Origin of the sequence: Neobacillus niacini (genome assembly GCF_030817595.1) — a bacterium.
GTDB classification, from domain to species: domain Bacteria; phylum Bacillota; class Bacilli; order Bacillales; family Cytobacillaceae; genus Neobacillus; species Neobacillus niacini_G.
Genome location: NZ_JAUSZN010000001.1, coordinates 1,250,620 through 1,265,742 on the forward strand (window position 1 = coordinate 1,250,620; position 15,123 = coordinate 1,265,742).

At 34.6% G+C, this 15,123-nt stretch carries 15 protein-coding genes and 1 pseudogene; 8 read left to right on the plus strand and 8 right to left on the minus strand.

Annotation, left to right across the window (positions count from 1 at the left end; translation table 11 throughout):
- Window positions 1-42: 42 nt before the first annotated feature.
- Together QFZ31_RS06330 and QFZ31_RS33790 are read right to left on the minus strand one after the other, a co-directional pair.
- Window positions 43-432, minus strand: a complete 390-nt coding sequence (locus tag QFZ31_RS06330; protein WP_307301779.1) for a cupredoxin domain-containing protein — start codon at window positions 430-432, stop codon at window positions 43-45.
- A 256-nt stretch (window positions 433-688) separates the two neighbouring features.
- Complete coding sequence (locus tag QFZ31_RS33790) at window positions 689-754, minus strand: hypothetical protein (protein WP_373459904.1); 66 nt, start codon at window positions 752-754, stop codon at window positions 689-691.
- Between the two features lie 256 nt (window positions 755-1,010).
- Between QFZ31_RS33790 and QFZ31_RS06335 the strand changes: the two genes are divergently transcribed.
- From QFZ31_RS06335 to QFZ31_RS06345, 3 genes are read left to right on the plus strand one after another with little or no spacing between them, the layout of a single operon-like run.
- Window positions 1,011-2,558, plus strand: a complete 1,548-nt coding sequence (locus tag QFZ31_RS06335; RefSeq protein WP_373459830.1) for a spore germination protein — start codon at window positions 1,011-1,013, stop codon at window positions 2,556-2,558.
- Window positions 2,551-3,642, plus strand: coding sequence for a Ger(x)C family spore germination protein (locus QFZ31_RS06340; RefSeq protein ID WP_307301781.1), 1,092 nt, complete (start codon window positions 2,551-2,553; stop codon window positions 3,640-3,642). The genes QFZ31_RS06335 and QFZ31_RS06340 overlap by 8 nt, the downstream gene beginning before the upstream one ends.
- Window positions 3,639-4,727: a GerAB/ArcD/ProY family transporter gene (locus QFZ31_RS06345; RefSeq protein WP_307301783.1), complete on the plus strand. Its 1,089-nt coding sequence runs from the start codon at window positions 3,639-3,641 to the stop codon at window positions 4,725-4,727. Before QFZ31_RS06340 ends, QFZ31_RS06345 begins: the two co-directional genes overlap by 4 nt.
- Window positions 4,728-5,041: 314 nt before the next feature.
- Here QFZ31_RS06345 and QFZ31_RS06350 read toward each other — a convergent pair whose 3' ends face one another.
- Window positions 5,042-5,626 carry a TetR/AcrR family transcriptional regulator gene (locus QFZ31_RS06350; RefSeq protein WP_307301784.1) on the minus strand — a complete coding sequence of 195 codons (585 nt, stop codon included), beginning with the start codon at window positions 5,624-5,626 and terminating at the stop codon, window positions 5,042-5,044.
- Window positions 5,627-5,878: 252 nt separating this feature from the next.
- Here QFZ31_RS06350 and QFZ31_RS06355 point away from each other — a divergent pair, with 252 nt between their 5' ends.
- Window positions 5,879-6,562 carry an NAD(P)H-dependent oxidoreductase gene (locus QFZ31_RS06355; RefSeq protein ID WP_307301785.1) on the plus strand — a complete coding sequence of 228 codons (684 nt, stop codon included), beginning with the start codon at window positions 5,879-5,881 and terminating at the stop codon, window positions 6,560-6,562.
- Between the two features lie 445 nt (window positions 6,563-7,007).
- Entirely contained in the window at window positions 7,008-7,211 is a 204-nt protein-coding gene (locus QFZ31_RS06360; RefSeq protein WP_307301787.1) for a hypothetical protein, read from the plus strand.
- Between the two features lie 245 nt (window positions 7,212-7,456).
- Here the strand turns inward: QFZ31_RS06360 and QFZ31_RS06365 are convergent, their stop codons facing one another.
- Complete coding sequence (locus QFZ31_RS06365) at window positions 7,457-9,253, minus strand: glycosyl hydrolase family 18 protein (RefSeq protein WP_307301788.1); 1,797 nt, start codon at window positions 9,251-9,253, stop codon at window positions 7,457-7,459.
- Window positions 9,254-10,351: 1,098 nt separating this feature from the next.
- On the opposite strand from QFZ31_RS06365, the gene QFZ31_RS06370 reads away from it, so the two are divergent.
- Complete coding sequence (locus tag QFZ31_RS06370) at window positions 10,352-11,194, plus strand: hypothetical protein (RefSeq protein WP_307301790.1); 843 nt, start codon at window positions 10,352-10,354, stop codon at window positions 11,192-11,194.
- 128 nt (window positions 11,195-11,322) lie between these two features.
- Complete coding sequence (locus QFZ31_RS06375; RefSeq protein ID WP_307301792.1) at window positions 11,323-11,991, plus strand: DUF6944 family repetitive protein; 669 nt, start codon at window positions 11,323-11,325, stop codon at window positions 11,989-11,991.
- A 494-nt stretch (window positions 11,992-12,485) separates the two neighbouring features.
- On the opposite strand, the pseudogene QFZ31_RS06380 reads toward QFZ31_RS06375, so the two are convergent.
- Window positions 12,486-12,642, minus strand: a pseudogene (locus QFZ31_RS06380) (3-carboxymuconate cyclase); the annotation flags it as partial.
- A gap of 91 nt (window positions 12,643-12,733) precedes the next feature.
- On the opposite strand from QFZ31_RS06380, the gene QFZ31_RS06385 reads away from it, so the two are divergent.
- Window positions 12,734-13,216: a CBO0543 family protein gene (locus QFZ31_RS06385; protein WP_307301793.1), complete on the plus strand. Its 483-nt coding sequence runs from the start codon at window positions 12,734-12,736 to the stop codon at window positions 13,214-13,216.
- Between the two features lie 914 nt (window positions 13,217-14,130).
- Here QFZ31_RS06385 and QFZ31_RS06390 read toward each other — a convergent pair.
- The 3 genes from QFZ31_RS06390 to QFZ31_RS06400 all read right to left on the minus strand — a co-directional run bounded on the left by QFZ31_RS06390 (window position 14,131) and on the right by QFZ31_RS06400 (window position 15,081).
- Window positions 14,131-14,391 (minus strand): hypothetical protein, encoded by a 261-nt coding sequence (locus tag QFZ31_RS06390; RefSeq protein ID WP_307301794.1) that lies wholly within the window; start codon window positions 14,389-14,391, stop codon window positions 14,131-14,133.
- Window positions 14,392-14,462: 71 nt separating this feature from the next.
- Window positions 14,463-14,738, minus strand: coding sequence for a hypothetical protein (locus QFZ31_RS06395; RefSeq protein WP_307301795.1), 276 nt, complete (start codon window positions 14,736-14,738; stop codon window positions 14,463-14,465).
- A 220-nt stretch (window positions 14,739-14,958) separates the two neighbouring features.
- Window positions 14,959-15,081 (minus strand): hypothetical protein, encoded by a 123-nt coding sequence (locus QFZ31_RS06400; RefSeq protein WP_307301797.1) that lies wholly within the window; start codon window positions 15,079-15,081, stop codon window positions 14,959-14,961.
- Window positions 15,082-15,123 lie beyond the last annotated feature (42 nt).

A 15,123-nucleotide genomic window follows, 5' to 3' on the forward strand; every position in this document is an offset into this window, starting at 1 on the left:
TCACTCTAACTTTTGGGGTGCAGTACAGATTGGCCCTGCTTTTTAATTGACTATTACCTTTCCAACCATTCCTTCCTTGAAATGGTAACTACATATCAGCTCATATGTACCAGTCTTTTCCGGTTTCACGGTGATGGTTTTTTCTTTTCCCGGCTGGACTTCTACGTCAATACTAAGCTCTTTCACTGTGAAGGTATGTTCCCTCTTACCAACGTTCTTCAATATCAACGTTGTCGTTCTTGCATTGGGAATCGTGATGACTTTTGGATTAAAGTAATCATCGTTCAACTCGACTTCAATCGCTTTCACCGTCGCCATAGGCTGTGTTGTAACAATGGATTCGGCAAATACGCCGAGTGAGCCTGAAGTTGTCACAACCACAATCATTGCAAGTAAAAAGACCAATCCTGTTAACCACTTTTTCACAGACATTCTTTACCCTCCTTTCCTATTCCTTATTTTTACCATTTCATTAACTATTATCAATGAAATTGAGTTCCAGTGTGCATTCAAATAGTAACTCTTTTATCTGCAACAGTTACAAGGCAAAAAGACTGACTCTAAAACGATCTTCTGAATCCATTCCCATTCAATTAACCTGCATAGTTAATGGAACAAGAAAAAAAGCTGCTGCAGTAAGCAACCGTATGTTCAACGAAAGCCCCCACGATAGTGTAAGTACAATTATTCACAACCCCAGCAATACGTAAATGGTTGATGACGAAACATTGGCTTTCTTGGCGATATTTGACATTGATGTTTCAGCTAAACCAATCTCATTATAAGATCTATTGCTGCTTGAAATATACTTTCATTTTTATTTTCATCTTTATGTCTCATGATAAAAATAATAAACGACCATTTGATTAATGTGAAGTAAGCGAGTATATAAGTTAGAAACTTACAAAAGATAACTTAAAGGTAAATTAATTTAATCATAGTGCTTTTTAGAATGAAATATAGGCACTAAGAAAATAATAAACGACTGTTAGATTAAATTAAATTAAATTATGAATGATATTCTATTTCCCTCAAAAACTAAATTATTATTGCTTTTCTTGGGGTGGTTTTATTTGTTTAGAAAACAAAATCATAAGAATAAACTAATAAAAAATATAGATGTATTTTTGATACAAGCATCAAAATCTAGTGATTTCAAAAAACTTCATTTAGATAAACCTAATATTGAATTATTCTTTTTCAGCACATTAATCGATGAAGAAACACTTAATCATTTTCTATTACTACCACTACAAGAGCATTCACCTTTTGAGAACCTAAATGATGTAATTAAATATATACCAATTAGTGAAATTCAACTATGTTCAGAAAACCCTGAACAAGCGGGAGAAAAGATTCGCAAAGGTCACATTTTAATTCGGTTAAAAAGTGATAAAACAAATTTTGCTCTTGTTAATGTAAAGAACAGCAAACGCGGTCATAGAGAAAACAACGAAACAGAGAATGAATTTAGTGTTGTGGGACCAAAACTTGGCTTCATTGAAGATATCGAAACGAATATGAAATTATTAAGACAACAATTTTCAGGCTCAAAATTAATATTTGAAGAGTTGACAATGGGTTCCATGACCTCCACACGGGTTGTTATTGGATATATAGAAGATATAACAAACTCAGAACATGTAAATACTGTTAGGCAAAGACTACGTGACCTGGATCTTGATTTTGTCGAAAGTGCCCTGATAGACCAAACGATCTCAGATCATTCGAATACCCCTTTTCCTTTATTCTTATCCACAGAAAGAGTAGATAGGGTGACGTATACCTTACTTTTAGGCCAAGTGATTATTATCTGTGATGGCTCTCCCTATGTCATTACAGGTCCCTCCACTTTTTTTGATTTCTTTATCTCTCCAGAGGATTACTACTTACCTTGGATTGTGGGGTCTTTTTTTCGAATCATCCGTTTATTTGGAGTGTTTTTTTCGGTCTTTGCTACACCTTTATATGTCGCCGTTCTCACACATCATTACGTTATTATTCCAAAGGATCTTCTCGGTCCAATCATTGAGTCTCGAGTAAATATACCATTTCCTCCCTTTTTAGAGGTGATATTTCTAGAAGTAACAATTGAATTACTACGTGAGGCTGGGGCCAGATTACCTACTAAAGTAGGTCAAACGTTAGGGATTGTTGGTGGGATCGTTATAGGACAAGCTTCAGTAGAAGCAGCATTGACAAGCAATGTCCTTCTGATTATTGTTGCACTTTCAGCTTTAGCCTCTTTTACCACGCCCATTTTTAAAATGGCAAATACGATTAGGCTACTAAGATTTCCATTGGTATTATTAGCAGCCGGGTGGGGCGGATTCGGAATAATTGCTGGTTTTACATTGATGCTGGGTCATTTAATGCGATTAAAATCATTTGGCACACCATACTTAGCTCCAATATACCCTTTTAGAATTACTGACTTCAAGGATGGCTTTATTAGATCTCCATTTCGATATACAACTACAAGACCTAGTTACCTACGCCCCAAAAAGAAACGTAGGTATCAGGTTAACGAGGGTAAGGATGAATTTGACGATGAATAAAACTAATTTTTGTGTGTGCTTTTTGATTATACTTTTGTTATTCCCATCAACAGGATGTACACGCGACAAGGTTATAGATGAAATTATAGTTATCTCTGATATGGGATTTGATTTAGAAGACGGAAAAATTCTTGGAAGCGCAACTTATCCAAGTTTATATATACCAGGCCATAAGGGACCAGATGTTGTTCATGGTATTGCAAGTACTAATACCGGTATATTAACTTCTTTTAACAACCAATCCGCTTCTCCTATGGAGGTTGGTCAAACAAGGATAATTGTATTAAATGAACGATTAGCTCAAAAAGGTATCGGAGATTTAATTACTACCCTTAAGAGAGACCCTATCATTGGAAGTAATACTTATTTGGTCATATCAAAAGATAAGGCTGATCAGATTTTGTCTGTATCAGTTGGTAAAACCCCATTTTATCTATCTAATCTAATAAAGCAGAATGAGGAAAACAACAATACACCTCCAACAAACCTCCATTCAGTTTTTTATCAGTATTACGGAACCGGACAAGATGTCTATATACCTTTTATTCAGATAAACAAGAATAAGATAGTTGAATTGGATGGATTAGCTATTTTTAAACAGGATAAAATGAAAATGAAAGTTAGCCAAAAGGACTCGATATTCTTCAAATTATTAAAAAGTAAAAAGAAATATGGGAATTTTGAGTTCCCCTATTCAGCTAGCGGTGAAAAAAGGATGTTAGATATTCGAACGGTGAGTGGTAAATCAAAATTCACAATAAGTGATCAAACATCCAAACAACCAAAAGTTAATGTTACATTAAGACTGAGTTGCATAATTAAAGATGCACCTGAAGATATTAACCTGAGTGACCCCAAAAGAATGAAATCTATTCAGAACCAAATAGAAAAAAGGGTTTCCAAAAAAACGAAAGATTTAATTATCAGCTTACAGTCCAAAAATACAGACCCCTTTGGTTTTGGAGACTTATTTAGAGGAAGAGATCGAAATTGGAACGAGAAAGAATTTTATAGGATTTATCCCGACATTAAATTCAACGTTAACGCACATGTTAATTTACTACAATCGGGGGTAGGAAAGTGAATGTCACGAAGATAGATGAAAAATATTTAGTATCAACCTTTTATGTTTTTTTCCTTATCCATGCTTCTCAAACTGGTATTGGTATGTTGAACTTTCAAAGGGTTGTCGCCCAATATACGGAACAAGACGCATGGATATCTGTTATTATTATGGGTTTAAGCACACATCTTATTGTATGGATGATTTATAAGATGTTGTTACCCTCCTATGATATTTTAGCTATTCATGACCTATGTTTGGGTAGAATTCTTGGTAAAGTAATTTCAACTGGTCTCGTATTGTATTTTCTTCTATTGTTTGTTGTGGTATTTAGAACCTATATAGAAATTATCCAACTTTGGATATTTCCATGGATAAGTACTTGGGAGCTGGGCTTATTTATTGGGTTTATTATTTATTACTTTGTGTCTGGAGGATTTCGTAAATTAACCGGGTTAGCGTTTTTTGGTGTAGTACTGCCAAGTACTTTATTTTTCACTCTTTATTTTCCACTCAGGTATGCACACCTAGATAACCTAATACCAATACTTAATCATTCTTTTATAGATATATTAAAGTCTTCAAAATCAGCAAGCCTAGTATTTGTTGGTTTTGAAACTTTGGTAGTCTATCTTCCTTATATTAAGAATCCCGAAAAATCAAAAAAGTGGGCTCATATCGCTCTTTTATATACAACTTTTTTATATGTAGTAATCACACTCGTTACATTAGTGTACTTTAGCCAGGGGCAGCTACAGGAGACACTTTGGCCAACACTTTCGATGACAAAAATCATTGAATTACCCTTTATAGAAAGGTTTGAGTATATCTTCATTTTCACTTGGTTTTTAGTGATCCTCCCTACTGTTTGCATTCCGATTTGGTCATGTACACGATTATTAAAGAAACTGTATAAAATGAGACCTAAACTATCTTTACCCTGTCTTATGATATTCATATACATTGTCTCGAACTGTATTGAGAATCGTGCAATGGTAGATACCTTAGGGAATCTAACAAACGAAATAAGTTTTTACTTTGTTTTCCTATATATACCGGCCCTTTTTTTCTTGTTTTCCATAAGAAGAAGACTTACTAACAGATAATTACTACAATACGCTATAAACTTTAAGAAATATCAAAATAAAATTCCTCGATGCATATTTTTTAGGTGTACTCATATCGTTATGAACATTTTTAGTATCCGTGAGGTAATAAAACTTTTTATTGAAAAACAAACTACTGGCCGTTTAGTTTAAGTAAAATCCTTCACACTCTCTTCTATAACTGCAATTGAAATATATTGCTCCAGAATGTGTTTGATTGGATAAGGACGCCTTCTTATTAAAGAAAAGCGTCCGATTGTTTAGTAACGCTTCCTAAGCTAAACGGATATTGTGAAAAAATACATGGTCAATAATCATCCTTTATAAGGATTTATTTCCGTTACTATAAAAGGTAAGGCTATTTTAATATATTGTTCTGCTGATAACGAACTATTATGTTTCCAATCCTCTGAGGCCCCGTATATTCCCCAACTTAGCACAGCCGCACCAATTTTTAAGGTTTCCAAATCTTGCTTAGACTGTTGCTTTAAAAGGAGAGAATATAATACTTTTTCCAATTCCTTTTTTAATTTTTGTTCAATTATTGAACTAAAAGATGCATAACTTCTTCTACATTGTGTCTCTAATTGTGTAGCTAAATCTGTGTGAAACTTAGTCAAAGTAAAAAAGATATTTATAATAGACTCTTCATTTAACTGATCATAATGGCTCAATTTTTCCACAATATTCTCTAATATATCTTCTGTAATGCCAGCATCGATTAAGTCGTATTTATCTTGAAAATGAGAATAAAAAGTAGCACGATTAACAGTTGCTTCATCTGTAATGTCCTTTATCGTAATATCCTTGAAATCTTTTTTAATAGTTAACTTTAAAAAGGCATCCATTAATAGTCTTCTTGTTCGAATAATACGAGGATCTACTTTCGTATCTTGCATATTTATACCTCTCTTCTAGACATATACAACAATTTTCTTTATTTGTTGTTTAAGCAATAAAACACCAACATTGATGATTGAGAATAGATACATTCTATTTTAGAATCAATTATACAACAGATGTTGTCAAAGTTCTAACATGCGAAGGGAATTCCGATGATTAACTTTGTTGGAAATAGAAATGGAGGAATGAGTCATGCTGTATGTTCGATTCTCCATTTTAAATATATTAGGAAAAGGAAGTGCCTGAACATGACACAAAAAGTAGTAAAAAGACAAGAAATTCTTGATGCGTTTAATTTTAGACGTGCTATAAAAACTTTTGATCAAACAAAAAATATTACAGAGGAAGACTTCAATGTAATCTTAGAAGCAGCCCGACTTTCGCCAAGCTCATGTGGTCTTGAGCCTTGGAAATTCCTGATTGTCCAAAATCAGGAATTCAGAGAAAAGTTAAGAGAAATTTCTCCAGGTGCACAAGGTCATCTTTCAACTGCGAGCCATTTCGTTATCATTCTTTCAAGAACAAGCAAGGATACAAGGTACGACTCAGAATATGTAAAAAATCAAGTGCTTAATATTACGGGTTTCCCAGCTGAAATCTCTGATCAAGTAATAGAGAGTATAAGGGATTTCCAAGTAAACCAACTAAACGTGTTAGAAAGTGAGCAAAAAGCGTTGGATTGGACTAAAAGACAAACTTTTCTTCCCTTTGCCAATATGATGACTGTAGCAGCGTTACTTGGAATTGACTCTTGTCCAATAGAAGGGTTTTATATAGATAAGGTAGAAAAACTCCTTGCGGAAGAAAACTTACTAGAGGATGGTTACTTAGCTGTTTCGGCTATGGTCGCATTTGGATACCGAACAATTGACTCTAAATTATTCCCTAGAGGAAGAAGAGACATGAAGGATATTGTGCATTGGATTAATTAATGATTTCAGACAGGTTGGAATGAAAATTTTATAAAAATAAAAGATGTTATTTTTAATGATCATTAAAACTGATGTATAACTTGAAGATTCTTATCTGTGTTTGTATAAATTTTATTGTCTGTAGACATTTTGAGAACTGTAGAAATTAATCTACAGTTCTTTTCGTTCTTTAACTAAATGGCCCGATTGTTAAACAAAGATAAAACATTGTACTTAAACTAACCTCCCTGTTACTTTAAGTGTCAGTTACTTTAAGTGTAATACTTCACAATTTTTTTAGCCCCCTCCAATCTGTTATGCGTTGTAGCTAAGAAAATAGATCAAGGGCCAAATAATTTAATTCTTTGTAATGATTGTAGTGAAAACTTAAAACAACGATGACAAGCATTGGAGCATAAATATGAAAAAATAGAAAATCAACTTTTAATTGAAGGAGGTTTTTATGATGGGTATTTTAACGAAAATCATCCGTAAATTAAAAGGTCACGTCTATGAAGAATCAAACCAGAGACCCGATGGATGGGGATATATTGCAACTTGGTTTATATGTGACCGATGTGGTCATGAAAAAGTATTCACTGAGAGGATGAAGTTTAATTTATGTCATCAAGTACCGGTGTCTCCTACGGTAATAGGACAGGTTGGTTAGTTTAATCTGTCCTTCTTTTTTTCATCCCTTTTTCAATTAACCTGCGCGTTACTTGAAAAGAAAAAAGCATTACTGTTTGTTCAGTAATGCTACTATTGAAGTTCAAGAATTTTTAGTCATATGTAGCCCAGGTGAGACCTTCGGGTACATTTTTGTCATCTTTACGAAATACCTCCCCTAACCAAAATTTAGGGTTACGATCCATGAATAAGAAAGTTCCGGACTTGTTAAAGGGGAAACGTTCTTTATTTCAAGTCATTATAAATCTTCGACACTAACACTCTATTGGGATCTTGGCTAAGTTCCCACATCATCGCACCACCCAGACCATTTGCCTTGATAAAGGAAGTTTTATATCCCATTGATTCAGTATCATCGTAACTGATAAATTGAGATCCATTAAACAGCCATGGAACTTTGGAATCTGGTTCCCAGTATCGGATGAATCCATTTTTGTTTACATAGTTCGCTTCTAAATTCGCATAACTGATAGCAGATCCCCCGCCCGTGAAGGACTGGTATAGCCCGTTATTACTATTCGTTACCTGGTTGTAGGCTCTGCCGTAGAAGGGAACTCCCATGATGAGTTTATTCGCAGGTACCCCTTTATTGAGATAAAGGTTGATTGTATCTTGAACACTCCACTCCCAAGAGAAGCCAGACTCGGGATCACGGTACAAAGGTGCATTCATCCCTGTCATACTCTCCCAGGATCCGTGAATATCGTAGGTCATTAATTGAATGTAATCCACATACTGATGAATTAAGTTTAGTTCTGTATTTGCAGCATAAGAGCTGCCTGCTCCAGCAGCAATTGTTAGCAAATACGTCTTCCCGTCCCGTGCACTTTGAGCGTCCAATGTTTCTCTTATTTTTTTCAATAAAAGTGTAAAGTTTTGTTTATCCTCAGGTCGGTTGAAATTGTCTGCCTCTCCCCCACCTACTGGATACTCCCAATCCAAATCAACACCATCAAAGCCATATTTCAATAGGAATTGCAGGCAACTTTCAGCAAAGATTGTCCTCGATTGCTTTGTCAAGGCTACATCCGAGAACTTTTCCGACCAAGTCCAGCCGCCAACAGAAATTAGTGTTTTCAAGTGTGGATATTGCTGTTTCAACTTGGTGAATTGATAAAAATTCCCCTTGTAAGGCTGATCAGCGGTATCACCTGGAAATGGTTTTTCCACATCTGCCCATGAGTCCCCTAATGCAATTTTTCCATCTGAAGAGATGTTTGCAAATGCATAGTTAATATGGGTAAGTTTACTGGCATCAATATCGGCTGGATGAAAGTTTGAATAAGTGGACCAGCCAGTATAATATCCGACTCGTTTATAGGCAGTCGGTTCAGGGGAAACCGTATTCTTCACCAAGACGGTCTTTGAAACCTGCGCTGTTTGATTGGCCGTATCGTACACAATCACCATTAACGTTTGGCTTCCATCCGGCACCCATGGATCTGTAGCCCAATTCACACTATATGGCGCCGACGTTCGCGTTCCAATTAGATATCCGCCATTATTGCTGTAAAACTCAACCTTGCTAATTCCTTTATCATCAGTTGCACTTACAGATAATGTAACCATTCCACCTATAGTTTGACCATCACTTGCAATAGGAGAAACCTGAAAATTGCTTACTTGCGGAGGCGTGTCAACTACCGGCGCGGAAGTGGTAACATTGATCGTATTACTAGCTGCAGAAACATTTCCACTAGCATCCCGAGCTTTTATGTAGAAGCTATAAGAAGTATTAGAACTTAAATTCCCCACTGTATAAGAGGTTGAGGCAGTATTCCCGATATAGCTATTATTCTTGTAAACGTCATAACCTTTAACTCCACTATCATCCGTAGAGCTCGTCCAAGTTAATGAGACAGTGGAAGAAGTTATTCCTGCTGACCTTAAATTAGTTGGTGCAGTTGGTGAAGTTCGATCCTTTTTAGCAGCTTCTGCAAGAGTGAGATTACTGGTAAGGCTGATAAACACTAAAAAGAAAACAATAAAGATTTTAAAACAGTTTTGTAATCGTGGTTTCATGGCAATGCCTGCCTCTCCTATTAAAATAGCAAACTATGTTAACTTTATTTTAATAGGGGTCAAAGGGATTAAAATAGTGGAAAATAGTAGCAAATCTTAGCCTATTGCCAATAATGTATAGTGTTCATCTTGATCGATATCCTCCGGGTTGATAACAATCTATACGCCTACATAAAGATAGATACATACTACGAATTTCCTATTTCTAATTGAGCTTCGAAAATCATTGAGGTAGCTTCGTCCTCCTCAGGAAAAAGATGATCTATATCAGGTTTTTCTGGTTTAGACAGGTTATTATCCTCCCAGTTATTAAATGCGAGTTCCCTCGTTTCAGAATTGTAACGAATTATCTTGTGATGGTTGGTGAATCGTTCGATTGATGAATTTACCTCCTCGATCGAATAGCCCAAGTCAAAAGCAATTTGTTTTTTTGTAATCTTATAGCTGCCAAGGAGTGCTTTGAGAATTCGTAAGTAGATAAAGGTAAAAATATTTGTCCTCCGGTGTCATCTCTTCTAATACAAACGGATTCCTCCAAAAATTTGTTGGTATCATTCTAAACGTTGCCATCTTCCATCACGAACCTTTCCTCATGTAAATTACTTTCACATGTTATATATGAAAAATAGCCGAATACGGACAGGGTGAATTTTATCTACATGTGAATATTTTGTGAAATGTATTAGTGTTGGAATGACCCCTTTGTTGATCTCTGGGAAACCTTGTGTGAAAAGATATGACGATAACGCAAGGATTTGGATTTTCCTCTATTTTTTTTAAAAGAACTTGTTGTTGTTTTTCTTTTTCTTTTTCTTTTTCTTTTTTCTTTTTGCCTACGTATCGTAAAAAATGAATTAACGAATCGTATAAAAATGAATAACGTATCGTGTAAAAATTAATCACGTATCGTATAACAATCGATCGTACCGAGGGGACGGTTCTCACGGTCCTTTTTTCCAACCTTGTACCAGGAGAACCGTCCCTCAGGACTCGGACTCCCTTTAACCGTTCACAATCCTGTAACAACTTCTTCTTTTTCACCATGTCCTTTTGCCCTCCTGATTTATATATAGAGGGTAGAAAGGCTGGTGCATTTTTATGAATTTGAAATCAGGCAGAATTGAAGGGTTTGAAGGGTATTCTCAGTTTAAGAGTGTGAAGGAGTTTAATACGCATATCGAGATGTGGTTAGCGGTAAAGAAGCAGGAGTTTTCAAAGGGTGAGCTCGTCGGATTAAAACGTCTTGTTCGTTTTTCTGCAAAGGTACCTGGGGTTTGTAATGCCAAAATTGGGACTGTGCTAAAAGCCATTAATGAAGAGTATCAAGGTAATGGAATTTCCCGCTCTACTTTTAAAAGGATGATCATCAAAGCCAAAGATTTAGGAATCCTCAGCATCTATGAAACAGAACGAAAAAATGGTTCACAGTCTAGTAACCTGTATAGCTTTAATCGTTTCCCACAGAGTGAACCACCCAAGACGAAAAAATTGGACCACCCTAAAGAAACTACTAATCTTTTAAAAACAAATAATCAAAAGATTACTAAACGTAACGAAGCGCCGATTGAACTTGATCACACTTTTGTTAGTGAAAAAGTTCCTCAAGCTTTTGTTCAAGCCGTAAAATACTTCTTTGCTGATGCTAAAACGATTGAAGAATACTGGCATATGGTCCAAATCGCTGCGTTTCGCTTTGAATACGATCAACATACAGACGACATTCTTAGTATTGCAGTTCAGTCCTTTAAGCAGTTGATCCGTAAACTGAAATCTACTAAATCCGTAGTAAAACCAATTGCCTTCTTTTATGGAATTGTAACCAACAAATTTAAAGAACTGATTCTCAATCAAGTAACGGAAGTGAGTGAAAGTAAGCCTGTCCGCTATGTGCTCGAAACAGGCGAAGTCATGTACTATGATTGGCTGCACAGTCAATCATGACAACATGAATGTTTAACACAGCCTAATAAGTAGAAACGATGGGCAATAACGTTGTTTTGAAGGTTTATGTAAATTTACGCTGGGTTATGAATAATATAATATACCCCCTTTAAGGAGCGTTTGGGAATATGACTATTCGTGGAGAAGACCTTCTTATTTCAGGAACATGGTTACTTGTTGTTGGTTCACTTATTGATACAATCGGGCAGACCCAGCAAACTTTCACCCACAGTGATCTGGGGAAAGATTTAATCATAAAAGGAAATGGGATAGAAGCTTGCGGAAATTCGTTGCAAGCGATTGGGAGAACTAAATTGTTAACATCGGAGAGGGAGCTACCGCAAATATATACCATCTTCGGTAATTGGATTGAGGCGGCTGGTAATACTACAAATTCAGTCGGAGTAAGCATTGACATGAATGGCGCTGAGGGAGAGGGAATCAAATTAGATACCCTTGGCAGTGGAGTCCAAGGTCTTGGTGCAGCTTTTGAAGCAATTGGCGCAGCTCTTGAAGAGGATTCATCCTATAGGACCCTTGCTATTACAGGAAATAGCTTTGTTTCTTTAGGCTCTTTTTTAGGAGCGATCGGTAACATTTATGTTATAAATGAAAAAAATGAAATAGGAGACCAAATTCTTTTAGTTAGTAGCTTGATTCAATTTATTGGTGCAGTGCTATTAATTAATGCCATTACCCAAGAAGTTGAATACATGGAACACGGGGAAAATCTAAAAAATGGAAACGGCGATTCTTATCCCTATTCTTATAATAATTATTCCCTCACTAAACCTTAATCGAGGTATACCCACTCCAAAATATGGTTGTCGTTTCTTTCTTTTACTCTTTTATATTTTTCAACGATGTTTTCAGAAGAAATGATTACCATGATTTCCTTCTTCATCACCTTTTACTCTTTTGTTTATTTAAGGTAATACCCAGACTAAAAAACTGTTCACAAATTACTTCATTTCCGACATCAAAAAATTCACAAGAGGCAGGATGATCATAGGGGTGATTGTCTCCCCTCCGTATAAATCGAAACAAAATCCATACAATCACTCGTTTAAGGTTTGTTTGTAATTCTAATTCACTTAAAACAGAAAATATCCTTCTTCAACAAACATGCACCGTTTGTACAACAAGAATAATGGTTATTTTATGCACATTTCTTCACAAACTTGTTCGGAATTATGTTGTCTCATAACAATAGCCACTAGTATGTCGGCAGCCTTATTTTTAGCAACTTCTGTATTTTTCTATTCCACACAGTATGGTGAACCAATTAGAATCAAAGAATAGCTAAGCCTTGTGACCCGAAGTAAGGAGAGTTAGTCCATGCATCAACCTGCAACTTTACTAGACTACCATCAACTTGGATATTTAAACACTGACACTGTACCCTGACTTCCGTTAAGGGAGTAAAAAAGCCGTCCATCTTTACTCACTCAAACATCTATCCGGAGAATAATTTTACATAAACAAAAATTGAATTAATCAATTCTAACGGTAAAAACTATATATAAAGGAGGATAATTAATGAAAAACAAAGCAGAGAAAACTATCGAAATTTCATCCTGGATAATTGTGTCATTATTATTAATAAAATTTACACCAAAAAATAAAATTCGTGAATCACTAGTTGTATTTTTATTTAAACAAGTACTAACATGGATTTTTGGATTACTTGTGGTAGAAAAAAACTTAATTTCCTATCCATATCGCTTATTTTTCAAAAAAGCAAATAAAGCTTCTTTTTCATTTGAATACTTTATATATCCTGGACTGTGCGCTTTTTTTAGTTTGTACTATCCAAAAAATAGATCTAACCTTTTAAAAGCCCTGCATTGCTTTATTAGTACTTCTGTAATAGTCATCTTTGAAATAATTGCAGTGAAATATACAAAATTAATTAAATATAAAAAATGGACTTGGTATTGGAGTTTTATAACAATCTGGATAACTGATTACTTAACACAAGCTTTTCACAACTGGTTTTTTAAAACTAAATTTTATGAATAAAAAGGGACAGTTAGACTGCCCCTTTTATTAAGTTTAATGCACGATATCAGACAAGTGCTATAAAAGATAATGATGTTAGTTTTAAAAAATTCTAGGAAAAGGACGAACTGGGTATTCAACCCTTTTTTTAGCAACAACATAAGTATCAATTAGGGTTGCTAAAACTCCTTTAGAGAAATAAACAACTAGAGTTTCCCTCATTTTTGATCCCCTGAATAGGAATGGAAAAGCAGCAAGACATAATACAATAAGTATGTTTAACAACTTTTTTTCCATTTTTTATCCACAACATGAATAGTGATACTACTACAATTACCCAAAACTATTTATCAGTTGTTAGAATACCACTGTAATTTTTTTTAATTCCTATTTCCATTTTTAAATTGATATTTTGAGGGTTAAAATTTCCTAAACAAACTTAACATTACAACGGAATGAAAACCCATTTTCCTTAATCCGACAAAAAAATTTTCGATTATTTTTAGTCGGTAAAATACAAGGCAAGATGTAAAACTTAGAATTGTAAATAAAAGCAAGGGTATGCAAAACAACTTATCAGGTTCCGCAACTCGCTCAGTTTAATATGATTTTCTCCCGAATACTCGCTTATTCGCAGGATTACATAACCATTGATATAGGAATAACAATCAATCAGCCTACAATTATCCATGGAATTATTTACAACCCCAAAGTTATCCACTACTGTGTCTTAAAATGTATTTTCTCGGACCAATAAGAAAATAGTTGTTTATTCAAACCAAATAGTTTCTCATAAATCTGCTCGATGTTCGAATTTTTATGCACTTCAAAAAAGCCACCAAATTTAGCAGCCTGATTTACGATAATTTTTAGCGATGAATTTTGCAGCATTGACAAAATGGTCAACACTTCATTCTGAAATGTGGATATATATATCATCCATCATAAACTTCTCTGTTTTTCTCTTCTTCCTCGAAGATTTCGTCAGTAACTTTTTCTATTTCAATATTGTTAGGGCGGAGAAACTTTATGGTTTCGTGCTCTTCATCAAATTGCTGAACCATACCTACCATGGTTGGATATTTTTGAATATTCTCTTCATAGCATGATTGAAAGTCTTCGCCCACAACGAGGATTTCCTTTTTATGGCCACCAATTTCATTATCGTCTATATATGAAATAATAAATTCTTTCATAATTTCCTCCTTAAAAAACAAAATTTTAATTACGGAAAATTTAGAAATACAAAAGCACTTAGGGAAGCCTATTATTCATCTATATCTAATCCAGATAAATTTAAAGAAAGTTCATCTAATACTAAAAAAACACAACCAAAAACGGTTCTGTAATCGATATAGTCCCCTTTAACTTCAACATTTATCTCAATAATATTCCTTTTATTATGTATGTATTTTTCTTCAAATTGATTAAAATTAATACTTGTAACAGATACACTAATTTCCTCTAAGGATTTTTTTAGCTCTCTTTCAAATATTGAAATTTTAAAGTTTTCCCTGAAGAAAATACGAACAGTAAATTTCATTTCAAATCCTCCTTCTACTTATGATTTGCTAAATCTTCCTTGCTTAACCTATTTCGAATAACTTGTGTATCTTTTATCCCATTTAATTTTTTCAACTAAACTGTACCGTAGCGAATAAAAAAAAGCGATCCTCTAAGTATCGCTCATTTTACATTATTGAACCCGTTTGTGAACAAAATGAGTTGTTTTCTTTCAACTTCTGTCCACTGTTGACTTTGAATTAACTATTAGCCTTTACTAACAATGTAAAGAGATCCTCAATGAGAAAAATACTACGGTTTCTTTCTATTTTCTTTTTTGTCGTTCTTCCATTCGGAATAGCTGGAATCCATTCTTCTTCCATTAACCCGCTCCGGTACAAAAAAAATAGCCTTGCTTTTTTATT